This is a genomic window from Amphibiibacter pelophylacis, assembly GCF_037688875.1.
GTDB lineage: Bacteria > Pseudomonadota > Gammaproteobacteria > Burkholderiales > Burkholderiaceae_C > Amphibiibacter > Amphibiibacter pelophylacis.
Genome location: NZ_JAWDIE010000010.1, coordinates 57,606 through 73,678, shown reverse-complemented (window position 1 = coordinate 73,678; position 16,073 = coordinate 57,606). Strand labels below are relative to the sequence as shown.

Here is a 16,073-nt window from a genome sequence, read left to right as displayed (position 1 = left end):
CCCTGATTTTGATGCGTGTTTGCGGTTAAATGCAGTCAATTTAAACTGAATTGCTGTTAAGATGCTGTCATTGATTCCCGCAACAGCCCCAGCGACAACACGGAGACCGCCCTATGCCGCATGACGTCAGCCTGATCGCCACGATTGCGGCCGGTTTCGGTCTGGCCCTGGTGTTTGGCCTGATGGCCAGCCGCCTGAAAATGCCGCCGCTGGTGGGCTATCTGCTGGCCGGTATCCTGGTCGGGCCGCACACGCCGGGCTATGTGGGCGACCTGGGTCTGGCGTCGCAGCTCGCCGAAATCGGCGTGATGCTGCTGATGTTTGGCGTGGGCCTGCACTTTTCGCTGGCTGATCTGATGGCGGTCAAGCGCATCGCCGTGCCGGGTGCGCTGGTGCAGATCGCCGTGGCCACGCTGCTGGGCATGGCGGTGTCGGCGCTGTGGGGCTGGAGCTTTGGCGCCTCGGTGGTTTTTGGCCTGTGCCTGTCGGTGGCCAGCACGGTGGTGCTGCTCAAAGCCTTGGAGGCGCGCGGGGTGCTGTCCTCGCTCAACGGGCAGATCGCCGTGGGCTGGCTGGTGGTGGAAGACCTCGTGATGGTGCTGGTGCTTGTGCTGCTGCCCGCGCTGTCTGGCCTGCTGGCCGAGGGCGATAGCGGCACGGCCGTGTCCACCGCGCAGCTCTGGTCCACCATAGGCTGGACGCTGGCCAAGGTCTGCGCCTTCATCGCGCTGATGCTGGTCGTGGGTCGCCGCCTGCTGCCGCGCGTGCTGTGGTGGGTGGCGCGTACGGGTTCGCAGGAGCTGTTCACCCTGGGCGTGGTCGCCATGGCGGTGGGCGTGGCTTTTGGCGCTGCCAAGCTGTTTGACGTGTCCTTCGCGCTGGGCGCTTTCTTCGCCGGCATGATGATGCGCGAATCCGAGTTCAGCCACCGCGCCGCCGACGAATCCCTGCCGCTGCGCGACGCGTTTGCGGTGCTGTTTTTTGTCTCGGTCGGGATGCTGTTTGATCCGGCCGTGATCTGGACCCAGCCCTTCAAGCTGCTGGCGGTGGTCGGCATCATCGTGGTCGGCAAAACCCTGGCCGCCATGGCGCTGGTGCTGGCCCTGCGCTACCCGCTGGGCACGGCGCTGACGGTGGGCGCGAGCCTGGCGCAGATCGGCGAGTTCTCCTTCATTCTGGCCGGCTTGGGCGTGGGTCTGAACCTGCTGCCGCCCGAGGGCCAGAGCCTGGTGCTGGCGGGTGCGCTGGTCTCGATTGCGCTGAACTCTGCGCTCTTTGCCGCCATCGAGCCTCTGCGCGCCTGGATGCTGGAGCACTGGGCCTGGGCGCGCCGCCTGGATGCCCGCGCCGACCCGCTGGCCGAACTGCCCATGAGCACGCAGGACTCCTTCCTGCACGGCCAGGTCGTTCTGGTGGGACACGGGCGGGTGGGGCGGCGCATCCACAGCGCGCTGCGCGAACAGGAGATCCCCGTCGTCGTGGTCGAGCAGAACCGCGAGTCGGTCGATGAGCTGCGCGACGCGGGCCACACCGCCGTCTGCGGGGACGCCGCCGAGCCCATGGTGCTGGTACAGGCGCACATTGCCCGCGCCGCGATGCTGGTCGTGGCGGTGGCCGATCCGGTCGATGTGCAGACCATGATGGAGACGGCGCGCACGCTCAATCCCGGTATCCGCATCGTGCTGCGCAGCCACAGCGCCGACGAGGCCGAGCTGATGGCGGGCGAGGGCGTGACCGTATTTCTGGGCGAGGAAGAACTGGCGCGCGGCATGATCGCGCACATCGCGGCCAGCCGTCTCGCGCCACCGCCCCCCGAGGCCGGGCCGGGGGCGCCAGCCGATCCGGCCGAATCCGCCGGGGGTGGCGCCCACGCCACGCCCGCTCCGACCAGGTGATATACAGGGTCTTTTCCCCTTTTTATCCGCTTTGCAGCGAAAATCTGCCCTTACCATATTCTGAAGTTGAACAAGGAAGACCATGGATGTCTTGATGTCGGTGCATGACCATGTGCTGGATTTTCTGATCAACGGCCTGACGGGCCTGAGTGGCTGGTGGATGCTGGGCATTGCCTTGCTGACCACGCACATCACGATCGCGTCGGTGACGATTTACCTGCACCGCTGCATGGCGCACCGGGCGCTGGAGCTGCACACGCTGGTGTCGCATTTCTTCCGTTTCTGGCTGTGGATGACCACCGGCATGGTCACCAAAGAGTGGGTGGCCATCCACCGCAAGCACCACGCCAAATGTGAAACCGTGGACGACCCGCACAGCCCCGTGACGCGCGGCATCAAGACCGTGCTGCTGCGCGGCAGCGAGTTGTATCGCGCCGAGGCCAAGGTCGAAGAAACCAAGCAGAAGTACGGCCACAACTGCCCGGATGACTGGGTGGAGCGCAAGCTCTACAGTCGCTTCCCGATTCTGGGTGTGTCGATCACCCTCATTCTGGACGTGACCCTGTTTGGCGTGGGCGGTCTGGCCGTGTGGGCGCTGCAGATGGCCTGGATCCCGGTGACGGCCGCCGGCGTGATCAACGGCATTGGTCACTTCTGGGGCTACCGCAACTTTGAGGCGGCCGACGCGTCGACCAACATCGTGCCCTGGGGCATCCTCATTGGCGGTGAAGAGCTGCACAACAACCACCACACCTACCCGACGTCGGCCAAGCTGTCGGTCAAGAAGTACGAGTTCGACATCGGCTGGCTCTACATCCGCACCCTGCAGGTCATGGGCCTGGCCAAAGTGCGCAAGCTGCCGCCGCAGATGGTGCTGGGCGCCACGCAGCCCGCGCCCGACGCGCGCACGCTGGATGCCATCGTGGCCAACCGCTACGAGCTGATGGCCCAGTACGCCAAAACCCTGCGCGGGACGGTCAGCGCCGAGCTGCAGCACCTGCGCGAGCAGGGCCAGCAGCGCACGGCAGCCTTCGCCGAACTGAGTCTGGTCAAGCGCTGGCTGCACCGCGATGAGGACAAGATTCCCACCAATGTCCGTCCCAGACTGTCCAGCGTGCTGGGCAGCCACCGCGAACTGGGCATCCTGGTGTCGATGCGCGAGGAGCTGCGTCAGCTCTGGACCCGCACCCACGTGACCCGCGACCAGCTGGTCAGCGACCTGCAGGCCTGGTGCAGCAAGGCCGAAACCAGCGGCATCGCGGCCCTGCGCGAGTTCTCCACCCGGGTGCGCTCGCTGGCTCCCGCCTGATCCGGGCGCTGTTCCTGCAAAAAACCGGCCTCAGGCCGGTTTTTTGTTGGCCATTGAAAGCTTTTTCGTCCGGTGTTTTCTCCATGTACGCCAGTGGACTGTGGGGGCGCTACCACTCAGGAAATACCCCAGGGCCGCTTCACGCTGCTTTTTTCTTTGGCTACACTGAAAGCGCTTTCATACATGGAGACCAACATGCGCAAATCCTGCGTTTTTGCCCTGTGCGCCTTGGCCGCTTCGTCCGCCATGGCCCAGAAAACGGTGCTGACTGTAGCGGCCTTCCCGGCTGTGGACGAGATCGTCAAGGCGGCCTTGCCGGAATGGAACAAGAAGCATCCCGACGTCGAGGTCAAGGTGGTGAGCCGCGAGTACGCTGACCACCACACCGCCATGACCACGGCGCTGGCCGCATCGTCCGGTCTGCCGGACGTGATGACCATCGAGTACGGCTTTCTGGGCCGCTTCTCGCAGAGCGGCGGGCTGGAAAACCTGGCCGCGGCCCCTTATTCGGCCCAGCAGTTCGAGAAGCGTTTCGTGCCCTTTGCCTGGGCGCAGGCCCGTGACGAGCGTCAGGGCCAGACCGCCATGCCCACCGACATCGGTCCGGGGGCCATGTTCTACCGCAATGACATCCTTGAAAAAGCGGGCGTGAAGCCGGAGCAGCTCACCACGAGCTGGACCAGCTTCGTCGAGGCCGGCAAGGCGGTCAAGGCCAAAACCGGCTCCTACCTGGTGGCCCATGCCCGCGATGTCAAAGACATTGTGATCCGCACCGGCATCCCCGCCGGCGAGGGCATTTATTACAACGCCAAGGGCGAATCGGTGGTCGGTACAGCGCCACGTTTCAAGAAAGCCTTTGCCCTGGCCAAGAGCATCCGCGACCAGGGGCTGGATGCCAAAATCAACGCCTGGTCCAACGACTGGGGCGAAGGCCTCAAGCGCGGCACCATCACCGTCCAGATGATGGGGGCCTGGCTGGGCGGGCACCTGCAGAACTGGCTGGCCCCCAATACAGCCGGTCTGTGGCGCAGCACAACGCTGCCTGAAGGCGTGGCCACGTCCTGGGGCGGCACCTTTTACGCCATTCCCAAGAAGGCCCAGAACAAGGCGCTGGCCTGGGATCTGATCCAGTACCTGACGCTGAACAAGGCCCAGCAGCAGGCGGCTTTCGAGAAATTCAACGCCTTCCCGGCGCTGATCGAGGCCCAGAGCGGCCCCTTCTTTGACCAGCCCGTGCCCTTCCTCGGCAACCAGAAGGCGCGCGTCACCTGGCGCGATACGGCCCTGAAAATTGCGCCGACCCGCGTGTTCCGCAACGACCCGATCGCTGAGGAAATCGTCAACGCCGAGCTCGATCAGGTCCTGACACGCGGCAAGTCCGTCGACCAGGCGCTGGCCGACGCGCAGCGCATGATCCAGCGCAGGGCACAGCGGTGAGCAGGCTCAAGCTGGGACAGGGCTGGGCACCGTATGTGCTGCTCAGCCCCTTTGTGGTCCTCTTCCTCGTTTTTGGGCTCTTCCCCATCCTGTTCTCGTTTTTCCTGATGTTCCACAGCTGGGATCCGGTCCAGGGCATCGGGTCGATGGAGTACGTGGGGCTGGACAACCTCAGCTTTGCGGTCGAGGACCCGCTGGTCTGGACTTCGATGAAGAACACCCTGTGGCTGGCTGTGGCCTCGGGGCTGCCCCAGCATCTGGTGGCCATCCCGCTGGCCTACCTGATCAACGAGCGTCTGGGGTCGTGGCGCAACGCGGCGATGGGGGTGTATTTCCTGCCTTACATCACCTCGACAGTGGCGATTGCCATCATGTTCAGCACCCTGTTTTCAACCGATTACGGGGCCGTCAACGCCATGCTGCAGGCGCTGGCCCAATCCAGCTGGCTGGGGTCCGTGCTGCCGCAATCCAATATCGACTGGCTCGGCCAGCCCGGAACCATCAAGCCGGTGGTGGCGCTGGTGGTGTTCTGGCGTTATGTGGGCTTCAACGTGATCCTGTACGTGGCCGCCATGCAGAGTATTCCCCGTGATCTGTACGAAGCCGCCCGGATGGACGGCGCAGGCAGTGGCCGGATTTTCTGGTTCATTACCTTGCCCCAGCTCAAGCCCATGATGTATTTCGGGGTGACGCTGACGGTGATCGGGGGACTGCAGCTCTTTGAGGAACCCTTCATCCTTACCGGGGGCAAGGGCGGTATCGAGTACGCGGGCATGACCACGGCCATGTATATGTACCGGACGGCGTTTGATTTCAACGATTTCGGTCTGGCCAGTGCGATTTCGTGGATGCTGTTTGTGGTGATCCTGCTGCTGACGGTACTGACCAACCGGGCTTTCAAAACCCGAGGGGAATGAGTATGCAATCCACTTCGACCGACAAGGCGACGATGGGCCCGCTGGGTTGGGTTTTCCTGATTCTGGGGGGCGTCGTGATGCTGGCGCCGTTTTACTTCATGTTTGTGTTTTCGACCCACCTGAGGGCGGACATCTTCCGGGTGCCGCCTCCGCTGTGGTTCGGGACTCACTTCATGGATAACCTGGACATCCTGATGTCCAAGATTCCGTTCTGGAAAAATCTGGGATGGTCTTTGTACGTGGGGGCGCTGAGCACGGGGTTGACCCTGCTGTTCTGTTCCATGGCCGGATTTGCTTTTGCGGCATACACCTTCCGCTTCAAAAAAGCGCTTTTTGCGCTGGTGATGGGGACGATGCTGATTCCCGCGTTTCTGGGCATGATTCCGACGTTCATGATCATGGACACGCTGGGCTGGATCGACCAGCCGCGCGCCCTCTACATTCCAGCTGCAGCGCCCGCTATGGGTATATTCCTGATGCGGCAATACATCGAATCGGCCATTCCGCGTGAACTGCTGGAAGCGGCTCGCATGGATGGCTGCGGTGAATGGGCGGTTTACTGGCGCATTGTTGTTCCGCTGCTGGGCCCGGCATTTGGCACCCTGGGGCTGATTGCTTTCATTGCCTCGTGGAACAACTTCATCGGCCCTCTGGTGGTCATGCGCTCGGTTGAAAACTACACCTTCCCGCTGGCGCTGCGCAGTGTGCAAAACCCGGTCGATACCGAGTGGGGGGCCTTGATGGCGGGTTCCGTGGTGGCGGTTTTACCGCTGCTGGTGATTTTTATATTTTCCTCGCGCAGACTCATTTCGGGGCTGACGGCGGGGGCTGTCAAGAGTTGAAATCATGCTGATGAAAACCAATGAATCCATGACCCTGACACGGGCTGATTTTCCGCAGGATTTTGTCTGGGGTGTGGCCACTTCGGCCTACCAGATCGAAGGGGCTGTCCAGGAAGGAGGGCGTGGTCCCTCGGTCTGGGATGTGTTCTGCCAGAAACCTGGCGTCATCGCCGATGCCAGTGATGGCAGCCGGGCCTGTGAGCACTATCAGCGCTGGGAGAGCGATGTCGATCTGATCGCCAGCCTGGGTGTGAACGCCTACCGCTTTTCAGTGAGCTGGCCCCGCGTTCAGCCTTTGGGCGAAGGCGCCTGGAATGAAGCGGGTTTCGCGTTTTATGACCGGCTGCTGAGCCGCCTGGAGGCTTTGGGCATCGAGGCCCATCTGACGCTGAATCACTGGGATCTGCCTCAGGCCCTGCAGGAAAAAGGGGGCTGGGAATCGCGCGAGACCTGCGAGCATTTTGTGCGTTATGCCCTGGAAATCTCCCGCCGTTTCGGGAGCCGCGTCAAAAGCCTTTGCACGCACAACGAGCCCTGGGTGATAGCGGTTCTGGGCCACGAGCATGGGGTTTTTGCGCCGGGAATCAAATCACGCCGCGCTGCCATTCAGGTAGCGCACCACCTGCTGCTCAGTCACGGGATGGCGCTCAAGGCCATGCGCGAGGCCGGGGTAAAAGCCGCGCTGGGGATCGTCCTGAATCTCTCGCCGATTTATCCGGCATCCAGCAGCGCAGCCGATGTGGCCAAGGCCAGGCTGGACGATGGCCTGAATGCCCGCTGGTATCTGGACCCGCTGTTTTTCGGCCGTTATCCGGCGGATGTCATGGCGCATCTGGGCAACGATGCGCCCGTGGTTCAGGCAGCCGATATGGCAATGATCGCGCAGCCGCTGGATTTCCTGGGCGTCAACTACTACACGCGCAATTTTGCGTCCAGCGGTAATCCGTGGGATGTCAGCTCCACGGGCAACCAGGTCACTGACATGGGCTGGGAGGTTTATCCGCAAGGTCTGACCGAGCTGCTGTGCCGCCTGCACGCTGATTATCCGGTGCCCTCGCTCTGGGTCACCGAAAACGGGGCTGCGTTCAAGGACACCGAGCGTGACGGCGTTGTGGACGATCCGGACCGCGTTGCTTATCTGCAGCGCCACATTCAGGCCGCCTGGAATGCCCGTGAGAAGGGGGTTCCTGTAGGAGCTTATTTCGCCTGGAGCCTGATGGACAACTTCGAATGGGCCAGTGGTTATGCCAAGCGCTTTGGCCTGGTTTATGTGAATTATCAGACGCAGCAGCGCACGCTCAAAAGCAGTGCGCACTGGTACAGCGGTTTTCTGAAAGCGTGATATGGCACAGATTCAACTCAGGCAAGTCAGCAAATCCTACGGCGATACCCTGGTGATTCCCGGGGTCGACCTTGAGGTCCAGGACGGCGAGTTCCTTGTTTTTGTCGGACCTTCCGGGTGCGGCAAATCGACCATGCTGCGCATGCTGGCGGGCCTGGAGAGCATCACCTCCGGCGATGTCCTGTTCGATGGCCAGCGGGTGAACGACATTGGCTCCTCCGACCGGGGTGCGGCCATGGTGTTTCAGAGCTACGCCCTGTACCCGCACATGACGGTCGCCGAAAACATGGGTTTTGCCCTGCGCATGGCGGGCCACAGCAAGGCGCAGCGCCAGGCGGCCGTGGAGGAGGTTGCCCAGACCCTGCAGCTCACGCCGCTGCTGGATCGCTACCCCAAGCAGCTTTCCGGCGGACAGCGCCAGCGCGTGGCCATCGGGCGGGCGATCGTGCGTCGGCCCAAGGTGTTCCTGTTTGACGAGCCGCTGTCCAACCTCGATGCCGCGCTGCGCGTGCAGATGCGCATCGAGCTGGCGCGCCTGCATGGCCAGCTCGGCACGACCATGATTTACGTCACCCATGACCAGACCGAGGCCATGACCCTGGGCGACCGCATTGCCGTGTTCAACAAGGGCCGCATCGAGCAGGTCGGCGCGCCGATGGATCTTTACCGCCAGCCCGCCAACCGCTTCGTGGCCGAGTTCCTGGGCTCGCCCAAGATCAATGTGATGCCTTACCGTGTGGATGCCGCCGGACAGCGTCTTGTGTTGGGTGACGGCGCGGCGGCCTTGCCGCTGGACACCCTGCAGTCAATGGCTGCCCTGCTGTCACGGGGTGAGGCCATCGGCTGGCGTCCGGAATCCCTGGGGCTGTGCGAGCCGGGGCGCGGGCTGCCTGGCCAGATCGAGTTTGTCGAGAAGCTGGGGGATGTCACCGTGATCTATGTCCGCACGCCCGCTCACACCGAGCTGGTGGCTGTGAAGCACAACGGCGAGTCCGAGGCTCTGCGCATGGGCACGGCGGTCGGCCTGATGCCGCTGGATGCGGGGCTGGTGTTTGACGCTCAGGGCCAAAGGGTTGATGCCTGAGCCGGATTTTTAAGGGTTCGCACCCCAAGAAAAAGGGCCTTGAAGGCCCTTTTCCTGTTGGTAAAGATCGCAATCAGTCGAAGGTGATGGCCCCCTTCAGAGCGACAGTGGTCGGATAAACAGTGCCTGCTGCCGTCGTCAGGTTGGCGCCACTGCTGGCCCCATTGCGGCCCAGAATGGCCGCACCGCCGCCTGCACCGACAAATTTGACGCTGCTGACCACGGGGGACGCCGCCAGAGCAGCGGCCACATCCTCCTGCGCAATGCCCGCGCCGCAGTCGGCGGCGACGCGGAAGTCGTTGCGCAGGTTCATCGAGTAGGCGGTGGCATCCACAGAGCTGGGCTTGAGCACCCCGTGGAGCTGCAGGTGGCAGCCGTTGTCAATCGCGTAGCGTTTGCCCAAGGTCAGCACGACGCCCAGCGCATTGTTGGCGCTGTTGTACCACTCCGGATTGGGGTTGAAGGTGAAGTTCAGTTTGGTCTGGCTGCCCAGCGTCACACCGCCGGTATCGCCGGAGGTGCTCAGGCCTGTGATTCCGGGGCCAAAGACCTCGATCTGGCTGTACAGCGCGCTGGCTGGGCTGGGCGTCTGGTAATAAAAGTAGACAAAGCTGTCGGCCCCTGTGCCGCCCGATCCGCTGCCGCACCAGTCGGGTGTTCCGTTGCAGTTGAAGCTGTCCAGGTCGCTGCCTCCGGCAGTCGCTACGGCCCCGCCACTGCTGGTCAGCACGTTGCTGGCAAATCCTGCGGAGAAAGTCTGCAGGCTTGCGGCGGGCACTTCGGGCGACTGTTTCGCTGCCAGGGTGATGTCGTCAACGAAGAAGGTCTCGCCGCTGCCCACGGTGCCCAGCTGGGGCAGCACCACAAGGCGGTTGTAGACCTTGCTGGCGTCCAGGTTGCTCAGGGTCCAGGTCAGGGTCTGCCAGCCCGCTTTCACGGTTTCGTTGGCCTGCACGTCACCCGGGCTTGACTGGTCCGCCGCTTCGACCTTGATCACCATGGGAATGCCCGCCTTGGGCGAATACACCCGGGCGCTGACGGTCTGCGTGCCCGCATTGCTGGGAATGGTCGGCACATTCACCACGACGCCTGCATACACCTGGCCGCCATTGCGCACGATTTTCAGTGCTGAACCTGTTCCGCCGTCCGGTCCGGCTGCGATGCTGGCGCCAGCCCCTTCGAAGCCTTCAAAGGTGGGCAGCGGTGCGGTGTCAAAGTCGGCCAGCAGATTCTGCTGGGCGGGCGGGGTCACGGGGGCGGCCTTGACCGCGATGTCGTCAAAGAAGAAGGTCTCGCCGCTGCCCACGGTGCCCAGCTGAGGCAGCACCACAAAGCGGTTGTAGACCTTGCTGGCGTCCAGGTTGCTCAGGGTCCAGGTCAGGGTCTGCCAGCCCGCTTTCACCGTTTCGTTGGCCTGCACGTCACCCGGGCTTGACTGGTCCGCCGCTTCGACCTTGATCACCATGGGAATGCCCGCCGTGGGCGAGTACACCCGGGCACTGACGACCTGCGTGCCCGCATTGCTGGGGATCGTTGGCACATTCACCACGACGCCGGCATACACCTGGCCGCCGTTGCGCACGATTTTCAGTGCTGAACCTGTTCCGCCGTCCGGTCCGACTTCGATGCTGGCTCCTGCCCCTTCAAAGCCTTCGAAGGTGGGCAGCGGGGCGGTGTCAAAGTCGGCCAGCAGGCCTGCGGGCGGGGGCTCGGCCGGGACAGTGGTGTCAAACGCCTGGCTGGCGCTGGCGGCGGCTGTGCTGGCGTTCCCGGCCAGATCGGCGAACGAGCCTGCCGCGACATTCACCTGCAGCGTGCCGGTGCTGTTGGCTGCCGGTGTGACGACCAGTGTGGCCGTGGTGTTGGTGGCGCCCATGCTGAAGGCGCCTGCCGTGCCGCCTGCGACGGTCACATCTTCGGCGGTGAAGCCGCTGACGGGCTCGCTGAACGTGAAAGTGAAGGTCACTGGCCCCGTGGCGGTGGCGCCGGGCACGCTGTCGCTGAGGGTCAGCGTGGGCGGGGTGGTGTCCTCCGAGCCGGGAGGAGCGCCCGCGCTGCCGCCGCCACAGGCGGCAAGAAGGGCACTGGCGGCCAGCGCCAGGGCGCTGGGGTGGAGCAGGGGGGAGCGGTGGTTCACGGCGGGTCTCCGGGTGGTGTGACAATCAGGCAGGGAAAACGGTCTATAAAAAGAAAAGCGGGGTGGCGGCTTCAGCGCTGTGTCTGGGCCAGCGAGCGGGGTGCGACCTCCAGCGTGGTGCCATCGCTGAAGCGCACCTGGCGGGCCTGCGTGCTGCTGTTGAAGGCCAGGTAAGTGCGCTGGCCCGATGCGCTTTTGAACACCGCGTGCAGCGGCGTGTCGGCCCAGATGCTGAAATCGGGCGTCCCCATACTGCTCAGGCTGAGCAGCTGGTGCAGGGTGTGGCTGCGCGATTCACCGGCTTCGACGGACCCCCAGCGGTCCCACTGGGCGCGTCCGGCGGCCGGATCGCTCAGCGCCGTGTACTGCGCAAACAGGTCCTGCCAGATGTCTTTCGGATCGGCTTTCTTGCCGCGCGATTCGAAAATCTCGCTGTCCCTGGCCAGCGTGGCCATGCTGCGCCGCGTGTGGGCGGGGTCCAGCCCCAGATAGGTGGATGCCGTGGTGATGGGCAGCAGGTTGATCCCCTTGATCTGCCGGGGTTCGTCCGTCCACCAGGTGTTGTGCTTGTAGGCGCCGCCAAACACGAGGCTGGTTTCCACGTGCGGGTACTCGGGCGGGAAAACCAGGCCGTGCACGTCAAACCAGTAGTGGCGGATCGCTTCGATCTCGGTGTTGTACAGATACAGCCCCAGATCGCGCAGGGCCGTATCGCCCTGGGATTCGCCCCACAGGATCAGCCCCACCCAGGCGTTGATGGCCTCGGAGGACGATTCCTGGTTGTTGCCCAGCTCGCCAAGCCCGATGCCCGAGGCCCAGGAATGCCCTTCATAGACATCGAACGGCCGCAGGAAGGGGAAGTCGGCCCGGCCGCGCTCGGCGGTGGCGATGTCGCGGATCAGCCAGGGCACCATGCCGCCCCACTGGTCCGGCGCGGTCCACTTCGGATCACGCAGGGCCAGCTCGGCCATGGTGCGGATCCAGTAGCCGTAGTGGAAGTGGTGGTCGTTCATCTGCTCGACCGCGAAATACTCTTCCGGATAGGACAGCACCGTACCCAGCTGGCGGTCCAGGTGGAAGTAGCGCTGGCGGTCGCTGCCGCTGAACCACTCCTCGATGCGGCCCTGCAGCAGCTCGCGCAGGCGGCTGGCCTGATCTGCGTTGCCCTGCACCTCGGCAATGTCCAGCAGCTTGCTGGTGCGCTGCAGCCCCTTGCCCTGCCAGTAGGGGCCTTTGCCGATCTGCAGCATCATGCGGCGGGCGTCGCGCACATCGCTGGACATCAGGCTTTTGAGCATCTCGCTGCCCTCGCCCTCGGGCACTTTGGGCCACCAGGGCACGAAACCGCGATGGCGCACATCGGTGCTGAAATCGCGGGCGGCCAGCAGTTTGAGCGGGCCACGCACCGTGTCGTAAGCCGGCCCCAGACGGGCTGAGACGCTCTCGTTCCTGTGCCAGTGGTGCGGGTAGAGCGCCAGCAGCGGCGTCTCCTCGCGGCCTTCCAGCACTTCGGGTGTGACGGCGTAGCGGGTGTGGACGGTCTGGCTGGCGTTGTCAAAGCGCCAGTCCACCGCCGTGCTGGCGTAGCGCACGAAGGCGTGGCGCAGGATCAGCGCCAGGCTGGCGTCGCTGCTGTCCGGCGTGGCCGCCAGCACGAAATACCGGGCGCCTGCGGGCCCTGTGGGCATACGTGCGCGCCATGTGCCTGGTTCTGCCGCAGGCTCCCACTGCGTGCCCTGCGGGCCCAGCGCCAGGTAGCGCTGGCCAGCGATGTCCAGCAGCAGCAGTCGCTTGTCCGGATGATCGACGCGTTTCGCGCCCGCCGCCGCCTGCAAAAGCAGATCGCCCTGGCTGATCTGGCCCCACACATAAGGGCTGCCGTGCGCCATCGTCAGGTCAAAGCGCTGCGCGTCCTGCCCCAGCGCGATGTCGATGGCCCAGTCGCTGACGCGGCTCAGGCGTACCGGTTTCAACGCGAAATCGGCGGGTTTGACGGTGATGGCGGCGCGGTGCGGGTAGTGGATCTCGTTGTCCTTGCGCTCCGACGGCACCACTTTTTTGACGGGCAGGGCCATCTCGAACCCGGCCACGGTGGCCCGGCCGCTGAGCGGCTGCGCGTACAGCGGCATGGGTTCGGCGCTGAACATCAGGCTGGAATACCACTGGTTGGTCGGCACCGCCTGTTTGAGCATCGCCCCTTCGCGGCCTTGGGCCACAGGCGCCGCCCGGTCGCCCGACCTCGGTTGCAGCAGCAGCCGGGCGGCTCCGGCCTGGAGGCTGTCCTGCGCCGGGGCGATTGCGGGGGCCAGCAGGGCCACCACGGCGGCGAGCAGCAGGGCCGGACGCCATGCCACGCGGGACGGGCACAGGGCGGGACGGGTCTGAGGGGAAGAGATCAGTGCAGTCATGGCAGTCGGATCCGGAGTCGCGATCGCGCCAGTATTGTTGAAAGCGCTTTCACATCAAATTAGGGTTTACCGCATGTCGCATCGGACCAAATCCCAGGGTTTTCACGGTGTCTGCCGCGTTGACGCCCGTTATTTGCCGTTGCTAACATGATCAGTGTTGAAAGCGCTTTCAGATTGGATGCTGAAAACGACATCCAGCTCCGACCCCGACCCCGATCCCAGGAGGCAATATGAACATCCCCCACAAGAGACGCTGGCTGGCGCTGGCCGCCACGCTCACCGCGCTGGGCGTAGCGCCCGCGCAGGCGTTTGAAATCGGTCCCATCAACGTGAACGGGTTTGCCAAGGTCGAAGCCCTGGTGTCCGGCAACCAGTGCAAGGACTGCCAGCGCTTTCCGGGCGAAGACCGCCAGAGGCTCTGGGCCGACGAGCTGGTCCCCGGCAAAAGCTATGGCACCCGCACCTCGGTGGTGACGCTGTTTCAGCCCTGGCTGACGCTCAACCAGGACATCGGGCGCGGCTTCAAGGTGCACGCCGCGCTCAGCCAGCGCTGGCGCGACGGCAAGCCCGACATCGACGGCGTGCTCTACGAGAAAAACGTGGGCATCAGCCACGAGGAGTGGGGCCGCCTGACGGTCGGCGCGATGACCTCGCGGGCCTGGAGCGTCGCCGATTACCCCTACGGCAGCGACATTGGCGTGGCCGACGCCTGGGCCAGCAGCGGTGCCGGCTACGGCCTGCTGGGCCACGCACTGCGCTACACCAGCCGCCCGTTTGACGTGATGTCGGGCGATCTGGTGGTCGAGCTGACCTACGATCAGGGCAAGTCGGGCTTCAAAATCAACAAACCGCGCCTGCTGGAGTTCTGGGCGCAGTACCGCCGGGGCGATCTGGCGCTGGACGCCGTGATGCAGACCAGCCGCAACGGCACGCCCTCGTCCTGGGGACACGGCCCCTTCACGTCGCTGACCCCCAACCCGGCCGACGATGCCAAGCTGGGCGGATCGGGGCAGTCCATTGCCATGCTGATGGCGCGCTACGACGTGAACAGCCAGTGGCAGCTGTCAGCCGGTCTGCGCAGAAACCGCTGGAGCGGGGCTTACGCGGTGCAGACCGAATTCCGCGCCGACGGCAATACCCTGTGGAACAACATGTTCAACGTGGACTGGGGCGGCACGCTGCGCGGCGTGCCCAATCCAGGTTACCCCGCAACCTCGATGGATGTGTCGCTGGGTGTGCGACACACCCGGGGGGACTGGACGTATTCGGCGGGCTACGTGCACTTGGGCCGCGCCAGCACCGCCAACCCGTCGGAGCGCGGCCAGAGCAACGCCATGGATCTCGCCACGGTGGGCGTCTCGAAGCGCTTTGGCCAGAACTGGCTGGTGTACGGCTTGGCCGGCATGGTTCAGTACCGCAAAAAGGGGCTGGCGCCGCTGTCCATGCCCTCGAACTCGGCGTTCAGCGGGGTTGATTCCCGCGTCGCGCGCACCGGCCGCTGGGCGGGCGTGGGCGCCACCTACACCTTTTGATTGAGGAACACATCATGGAAATCAAGTTTGGGCGCCAGAACAGACGCCAGTGGCTCGGTGGTATCTCCCTGGCCAGCGCGCTGCTGCTGTCGGCTTGCGGGGGCGGCGGCACCATTCCTGTCGCCGGTGTGAGCGATTTCCGCGCGCTGCCTGCAGCGGTGATGCAGCAAAGGGCGACGGCTTATTCGCCCTACCGCACCAGCAACCGCGACACGGAAACCATCACCAAGACGATGATCGAGCAGGATCTGGCGCTGCTGCAGCAGACCGGCTTTGGCCTGATCCGGCTGTTTGATGCGTCGGATGCCGTTTCCAGACTGGTCCTAGAGGTCATCCGTGAGCGCCAGCTGCCCATCAAGGTCATGCTGGGCATGTATGTCAACCCCAATGCCGAAGCTGCCAACCAGGCAGAGCTGGACCGGGGCATTGCTCTCGCCAAGGCCTATCCGGCCGAGGTCGTCGCCCTGAGCGTGGGCAATGAGAAGCTGGTGTACTGGTCGTTTGCGCCCATCGACGTCGGGGCCATGGTCGGCTATATCCGCAAGGTGCGCGCCGCCACCACGCAGCCCGTGACCACCGATGACAACTGGGCCTTCTTCGCCGATGCGGCAGCCCAGGGGGCGAAAAAATCAGACCCTGTGCTGGCGGAAATCGATTTCGTGTCCATGCATTCCTATCCCCTGCTGGATACCATCTACAACGAAACGCTCTGGGACTGGAAACAGGCCGCCGTACCGGCTTCCCAGCGCGCAGCCGCCATGATGGACGCCGCCGTGGTCAGCCTGAAAAACGAGTACAGCGCCGTGCGCAGCAACCTGGACGCGCTGGGCCATGTTGGCATGCCCATTGTCGTGGGTGAAACCGGCTGGAAGGCCGCGCCCTCCGGCGGGGAAACCCAGCGGGCGAGCCCCGTCAACCAGAAGATGTACTTCGACCGCATCGAGGCCTGGAAAGCCGCCGGGAACGGCCCGGCCACCGTCGTGCACTTCGAGGCGTTCGACGAGCCATGGAAGCAGGGCGACGACAAGTGGGGCCTGTTCACCGTGGACCGCAAGGCGCGCTGTGTGACCCAGAGCCTCGGGACAGGTCTGGCGGCTGACAGCGCATCCTGCGACCCGGCCCAGGCGGCTTACTGGACGGGATCGCCGGGGTGACCGGGCCGGCGCTGGG

Annotated in this window: 11 protein-coding genes; 9 read left to right on the top strand and 2 right to left on the bottom strand. The window is 64.4% G+C overall.

Features of this window, described 5'->3' with window-relative positions:
• Positions 1–113 precede the first annotated feature (113 nt).
• From RV045_RS08055 to RV045_RS08025, 7 genes are all read left to right on the top strand, one after another.
• Complete coding sequence (locus tag RV045_RS08055) at positions 114–1,895, top strand: cation:proton antiporter domain-containing protein (protein ID WP_423235268.1); 1,782 nt, start codon at positions 114–116, stop codon at positions 1,893–1,895.
• A gap of 82 nt (positions 1,896–1,977) precedes the next feature.
• The gene (locus RV045_RS08050) at positions 1,978–3,204 is read left to right on the top strand and encodes a DesA family fatty acid desaturase (RefSeq protein WP_423235267.1); all 1,227 of its coding nucleotides are present in this window, start codon (positions 1,978–1,980) and stop codon (positions 3,202–3,204) included.
• Between the two features lie 195 nt (positions 3,205–3,399).
• Complete coding sequence (locus RV045_RS08045; protein WP_423235266.1) at positions 3,400–4,641, top strand: extracellular solute-binding protein; 1,242 nt, start codon at positions 3,400–3,402, stop codon at positions 4,639–4,641.
• The gene (locus tag RV045_RS08040) at positions 4,638–5,558 is read left to right on the top strand and encodes a carbohydrate ABC transporter permease (protein ID WP_423235265.1); all 921 of its coding nucleotides are present in this window, start codon (positions 4,638–4,640) and stop codon (positions 5,556–5,558) included. Before RV045_RS08045 ends, RV045_RS08040 begins: the two co-directional genes overlap by 4 nt.
• Positions 5,559–5,560: 2 nt before the next feature.
• On the top strand, positions 5,561–6,400 hold the full coding sequence (locus tag RV045_RS08035) for a carbohydrate ABC transporter permease (protein WP_423235264.1): 840 nt from the start codon (positions 5,561–5,563) through the stop codon (positions 6,398–6,400).
• 4 nt (positions 6,401–6,404) lie between these two features.
• Positions 6,405–7,742, top strand: a complete 1,338-nt coding sequence (locus RV045_RS08030) for a GH1 family beta-glucosidase (protein ID WP_423235263.1) — start codon at positions 6,405–6,407, stop codon at positions 7,740–7,742.
• 1 nt (position 7,743) lies between these two features.
• A complete protein-coding gene (locus tag RV045_RS08025) occupies positions 7,744–8,826 on the top strand; it encodes an ABC transporter ATP-binding protein (RefSeq protein WP_423235262.1) in 1,083 nt (360 codons plus the stop codon).
• A gap of 73 nt (positions 8,827–8,899) precedes the next feature.
• Here RV045_RS08025 and RV045_RS08020 read toward each other — a convergent pair whose 3' ends face one another.
• Both RV045_RS08020 and RV045_RS08015 read right to left on the bottom strand, forming a co-directional pair.
• Positions 8,900–10,963: an Ig-like domain-containing protein gene (locus RV045_RS08020; RefSeq protein ID WP_423235261.1), complete on the bottom strand. Its 2,064-nt coding sequence runs from the start codon at positions 10,961–10,963 to the stop codon at positions 8,900–8,902.
• A gap of 71 nt (positions 10,964–11,034) precedes the next feature.
• Positions 11,035–13,371: a glycosyl hydrolase gene (locus RV045_RS08015; protein WP_423235260.1), complete on the bottom strand. Its 2,337-nt coding sequence runs from the start codon at positions 13,369–13,371 to the stop codon at positions 11,035–11,037.
• Between the two features lie 230 nt (positions 13,372–13,601).
• Between RV045_RS08015 and RV045_RS08010 the strand changes: the two genes are divergently transcribed.
• Entirely contained in the window at positions 13,602–14,903 is a 1,302-nt protein-coding gene (locus tag RV045_RS08010; protein ID WP_423235259.1) for a porin family protein, read from the top strand.
• Positions 14,904–14,917: 14 nt separating this feature from the next.
• Positions 14,918–16,057, top strand: a complete 1,140-nt coding sequence (locus RV045_RS08005; protein WP_423235258.1) for a glycosyl hydrolase family 17 protein — start codon at positions 14,918–14,920, stop codon at positions 16,055–16,057.
• The last annotated feature ends 16 nt before the right edge of the window (positions 16,058–16,073 follow it).